Raw genomic sequence first — 5,483 nt, forward strand, 5'->3', positions numbered from 1 at the left:
ACATTCCCCCGCAAGCGGGAGGTACCCCCTCCTACGTGCGTACGTTCTCCGGGTGGGTCTACGTCGCCTTCGTCACCGATGTCTTCTCGCGGCGAATCGTGGGCTGGCAGACCTCCACCGGCCTGTACACCGACCTGGCCCTGGACGCCCTTCAGATGGCCGTCTGGCAGCGGAAACGTCAGGGGGCCGATCTGACGGGCCTGGTGCACCACTTGCGACCGAGGGGTGCAGTACCGGTCCATTCGCTATGGGCAGGCTCTGGCCGACTGCGAGGCAGTCGCCTCTGTAGGCTCTAAAGGGGATTCCTTTCGGCTTTGCCCTGGCCGAGGCGCTCAAGCTCCTTGTACAAGGCCGAGCTGATCCGCAACCAGGGCCCTTGGGAGGACATCGACGCCGCCCGTGCTCGCCACCGCCGAGTGGGTCCACTGGTACGGGCACCACCCGGCCACACTCCGCCATCGGGATGCGAACCCCCGCCGAGCACGAAGCCGCCTGGGCACCCGACACCCACCGCCAGGAACAATCACAACCGGCAACCACCGGCACCAGATAAACCAGCCTCCACAAAACCCGGGGCTTGACAATGTCTGCAGGGGCGGGGTCTTGGAGCAGCCGCCAGATCGTGGACTTAAGATGGAAGGGGCTGATTCTCCCCAGCCCCACAGAGCGCAGGTCGGCACCGGTCAGGTCTGTGGTGTGCTCCCATATCGTTGTTGGGCTCCGGTAGCCGGCCAGCACCCGGGTGACGGCCGGGGACAGCACCGTGGGCAGGTCGTGGCGCATACCGCGGCGGTCTCTGGGATCAGCCATCCTCCTGAACGGCCCGGACCAGAGGCTGGCGTGGTAGGGCAGTCGTGGTGGAAGTTGACATCAGCGCGGGTTCCTGGGGGCGAGGGATTGATTTGACACCACTCATCGTCCCTACGGGGCTCGTGTCCTCGTCTCAGCGACGCGCCAGGCCCTGCCACAACCCCGTCAAGCCGGCTCAGCCACCTCCTGCCTGAGAACTCACCTCACACTCATCAGTAAAGATTCGGGAAGCCGGGGTACCCCCGTTATCCTTCTCTCATGGTTCAGTTGGATTCAGCGCACGATGACACCTTCCGTGACAAAGCGACTTGGATGCATTGCGGAGTACCGACCTGGGCTTGGGAATTCCCCGAGCTCCATCTACTCAAGAATGACGTAGCGCCATCCCCAGAGGCGGATGGGCCTGGGTATCGTGAGCTTTTTCGAACTGCGTGCTCACTTAGGTGTCTCGAGTACCTGTGGGCGGGATCAGAGGAGGACTACACCGCGTTCGTCAGGGGGCAACCGTCAACGAGAACCACTCTGACGAAAGAGCGTTTTCGTTCGCTTCATCACTGGGTGAAAAATATCCTCGTAGACGACAGTGGCCTCATGGGCATGCGTTACCTGATGCTGGTGCATGACGCTGGAAAGTGCGCGGCGGTGGTAAAGATGACACAAGACGCAGGTCTCGACTGGACCGATCACGACGACTTGCTGCGCTGCGTCATGAAGACTCCGCGGCTTCAGAAAGCGCTTTTGCCAAACCTCGGAGTGCTGGGCGAGGGAAAGAGCGTCCTGGTGCGGGACGTGCTCGGGCTAGAATGTAACCTGGGTCAGGTGATGCAGGGCGAGGCTCCTGCCGGCGTGCTGTTGGGCTGGGATGGTGTCGGTTCACATGTGCGTGACTGGTACCTCGTTCACCTGCTGCTCGATCTAGCCGGTGTCAAAGCTAGCGATGGCAGAGTTGGGGCGACAGCATTGACCTTGCCGGTCGTTGATGAGTTTACCGACCTGGCTGAGGCGATGGGAAGTGAGGAGACGACTGCAGGAATGGATCGCTATGGCTGCTATCTGAGTCTCCGTGCAACGGTGCTTGGACTGAGCGAACGGGTCGCTGACGCTGATCTAGTAGCTGTCACGCGTCTGGCTCTAATGCTTCAGGTGATGGATGCAGCGGGAGCTGAGTCGGTCTGCGCCTCCTGGGAGGACGCCGATCCCGAGATTCGGGCTGTACTGCGTCGCGAGTTGGGCCGTGATGGCGTCAGCGTTCACGCCTTCCTGCCGTACTACGGTCCGGCATTTATGCGGGCAACGGCACAAAAGGCTGGCATCCGGGCCGCCATGGATGGACTCGCAGCCCGTCTCGGACGTGCCAGAGCCGCCATGGGGGAGCCAGAGCCGGGCATCACCAACCTTGACTTTAGGCAGGAGGCGCTGGGTGTGCGTTCCTGACTCAGGAATCGGGTGTCGTGTGTCCGGTAAACTCAGCCAGCCACGTGGAGAACAGGACGGTCGGGTAACGCCTTCCGGTATGGCGGGGAACGACGGCCTTCTCGACCTGCGGGTTGGACGTCGCCGCCGTTGAGAGCCGATCTGCGAGATCGGTGGAGAGAGCCGTGGCAGGCACTTCTCGGAGCATCTTGACAACTTCTCGTGTGGTGTCGAAGTTTGGGCTGTTCTCGAGCGTCTGTACGAGGCTCTCGAGCAGTCTGTGTCTCAGGAGCTCTTCAGTTCCTGCCCACGAGATGATCTTCTCGGCGACAGTTGAGGGGGCATCATTCTCGAACGCTAGTCCTTGGACCCTTCCAGCAAGGCCATATGGAACGGTCTGCTCGCGAAATAGGGACAGGATGGGGCGGTGTCGGCCGAGTGCCCAACCGACCTCTTGATCGCACCACTCGCTCTCACGAAATCCCGTTTCGACAAAGGCGACCAGGCCGTCGCACTGGTCGAGACCGTTAGCGAGAAATGCCAGCCAATCGCGACTGGGGCGAATGTCCTGGTGTGCGATAAGGACCTCGATGCTGAGATCCTCGAGGACTGCGCTGACTGACTCGACGAACTCGTGTGACCGGCTGAGATGGGAGAAGAACAGACGGAGTCCTTGCCCACGGAAAGGGAGCTCTTCGTCGAGCAGGAGTGTCCTGGGGCGCCTGAGAAAATTTGCCAGACTGAGCAGAGTCCGCGTATCGGCGGCGCGAAGCACCGGTATGAGACGCTCGTGCGGGATGTAATCGACAGTCGGTGTCACCGTGTCCAGCCCGTACTCCGCGAGGACGGTCTGAACGACCGTCCCATCGAGCTCCTCGAGCCGACACGCACACTCGAGGATTGCGGCAACCCGATCTGCTCGCCTCCGGTCACTCGATGCCACGTGAGTCCCCTCTCGAATCTTGCGGCGAATTGTTCACCAGGCGGTTCATTCCGCGAAGGATGAGGCCTGCTATCATGCTCGGGTGGTGGGACATGGCAAGGTCGGCCTGTTCCGCATTGGTTAGTCCAGTGTCGATATTCTGCCAGTTTTCCCTGATAAAGCTCAGCATGTCTACCGCCTCCGGGGTTATATCCGGGATGGTAACGGTGTAGTCATCAGGAGTCGGTAGGCCGACGGCGTCGGCGACGACCGCCCCGATTCCACCGAAACCGCCACAGATGTAGACGGGGCGGTGGGCTCTGAGTTGGAGATATACCTCCTGGAGTGTGCCGGGGACTCGTGCGTAGGTGGAACGTTCGAGGCTTCCGCCGATGAGAACGCGGGCGTGCGTCGTGGATGCGGCGAGTTGCCTCATGTCCGTAAGGGACTTCATTTTGTCCGAATCATCGCAGCGGTTTGAGGCAACACGCTGTTGTGCTGCTTCGGCGAGCGAGAGCTTTTGGTCCGCGAAGACAATTCTTAGGGAGCCGACGTTTGCGATCCGGTCCTCGAACGCGCGGAGGTCCTGTTCCGTCGCAGTGAGATATACGCACCACGGCTGGAGGTTCTCAAAGGCATTAGGGGTATCGGCGTATCTCTCGGCCTGCTCTGCCATGAACGTTGTCATGTCGTGAGCGTCCTGATTGATCCTGCCTCCGTAGACGAGGGTGCCTCCATGAAGGAAGGTAAGTTGGGCTAGCTCAGCAACTGCATAGTCGAGATGAGAGTCTGAAAGACCGAGGCGTTCCAGGTCCTCCGAGGGAGAAACGGAGATACCGAGGCGGCGGCCGTTCAGGCTGCGCTCTCCAGCCTCAATCAAAGGGTCCTGCCCGGGGAGGAGGGCACCTCCCCGTGAAAGGAACTCGCGTGGGGTCACGATGGTGAGGCTGGCGTCATTCCTCTTGAACCCAGCGAGTTCACACATGTCTCGAATGAGGTTTTTCTCGTGGGAGGTGAGTGGGGGGTCCGGGTGAATGACCCACAAGTGGCGGTCGTCGCGCGGATGATTCTTTAGCCAGGTGGTGACTGTTGTCGGCTCGGGGGCGTGGACAGGTTTCCAGTCGAATCCTGTATCACTCGTATACAAGGCCTGGAGCCCCCATAGGGTCCGTTTGAGCGCTTCATCGACCAGGCGGCACAGCGCGCGAGCGACGCTGCTGTCGGTATCCGCCGAGGAAAACGCGACAGTCGGTACATGGTCCATGAGGAAGGACCCACGCTCCTCTCCGCGAGCGAGTGCGGACAGCGTGACGATGGGAACGTCGTGCTCCTTCGCTAGTAGCACCTCCTTCTGAGTCCAGAGTCTGCTCGCGTAGAGGTCAGTTCGGATCATGAGAAGTGCGCAGTTGCTGGCATTATCCTGCAGTGCCTCCTTCCACTTGTCACCGGTCTGGATTGAGCGCTCATCGAAGAAGCTGTCGAGATGAGTGGTGTCGATGATTTTCTTGACGATGTCGGTGACGTCTTCCTCTCCTGAAGTCTCCTTCTTTGTGTGGCTGATGAAGACTTTGAGGGGGTGGTCAATGCTCCAATCGGGGGATATGTGCTGGACGATTGCCTGGCTGATTTCGCGCTCAAGAAAAAGATGATCGATCCAGGTGGTTGTTTCGTCTTCTTCGTCAATCGAGGTCGAGTGGTTGGGGATGGCCAGATGGGCAGCGGAGACGTGTATGCCTTGAGTGTTGTTGAGAAGGTCGGCTAGGGGGCCGTGCGTGGGAAAGGCAGAATTGATGATGACGGGAATGACAAGTCTGCGTGAGGTGTCGTTGTCGTATGTCTTGAGTGCGTCATTGAGGTACAAAGACCAGGGAGTGCCGACAGTGGTTGTCGCGCGGATGAGGCTCGTGTCGATGACGGGTATGACGACTGTGATCTGGGCTGCTAGAGGGTGCGAGTCAGAGGCTGGCACAGGGCGGGGCGCCGATTGGGGGTCGGTAGAAGACCATGGGATGCTGCGGTGGTAAACTTCAACACTGCCTCCGACGAGTCCGGCGAATGCTGGTGAGTGGTAGTGGTCGCGAAGTCGGACGAACACCTGATTGCCGTGTAAACTTTCGGGATGATGGATGACGATGATGTCGAGTAGTGGTCGTGTCGTTGCCGGTCTCGATTGGGGCTGTGCCATGTCTACTAGCGTAGGTGAAGATCCTGTGTCTGGTGAATCCGGCTCTTCGTGTTTGAGGGTGTGGTAGCTGGAGCCTATTGAAGTGTGTAGGTGGGGTGGGTGCGTCGTTGCGGTGGGTAGGGGTCGAGGTCCCCCGATGATGGGAGCTGCTAG

Annotated in this window: 4 protein-coding genes; 2 read left to right on the plus strand and 2 right to left on the minus strand. The window is 60.1% G+C overall.

The window, feature by feature from the left end; genetic code table 11:
- Both HMPREF2883_RS15240 and HMPREF2883_RS07985 read left to right on the plus strand, forming a co-directional pair.
- Positions 1 to 296 (plus strand): DDE-type integrase/transposase/recombinase (locus tag HMPREF2883_RS15240; protein WP_371080581.1); only part of this gene is annotated, 296 nt, incomplete at its 5' end.
- 826 nt (positions 297 to 1,122) lie between these two features.
- Entirely contained in the window at positions 1,123 to 2,244 is a 1,122-nt protein-coding gene (locus tag HMPREF2883_RS07985; protein ID WP_343283829.1) for a DUF6829 domain-containing protein, read from the plus strand.
- A gap of 1 nt (position 2,245) precedes the next feature.
- On the opposite strand, the gene HMPREF2883_RS07990 is transcribed toward HMPREF2883_RS07985, so the two are convergent.
- Complete coding sequence (locus tag HMPREF2883_RS07990) at positions 2,246 to 3,166, minus strand: toll/interleukin-1 receptor domain-containing protein (protein WP_070660759.1); 921 nt, start codon at positions 3,164 to 3,166, stop codon at positions 2,246 to 2,248.
- Entirely contained in the window at positions 3,153 to 5,330 is a 2,178-nt protein-coding gene (locus HMPREF2883_RS07995) for a hypothetical protein (RefSeq protein ID WP_141759073.1), read from the minus strand. The genes HMPREF2883_RS07990 and HMPREF2883_RS07995 overlap by 14 nt, the downstream gene beginning before the upstream one ends.
- Positions 5,331 to 5,483 lie beyond the last annotated feature (153 nt).

Source organism: Actinomyces sp. HMSC075C01 (assembly GCF_001812965.1).
GTDB classification, from domain to species: domain Bacteria; phylum Actinomycetota; class Actinomycetes; order Actinomycetales; family Actinomycetaceae; genus Actinomyces; species Actinomyces acetigenes.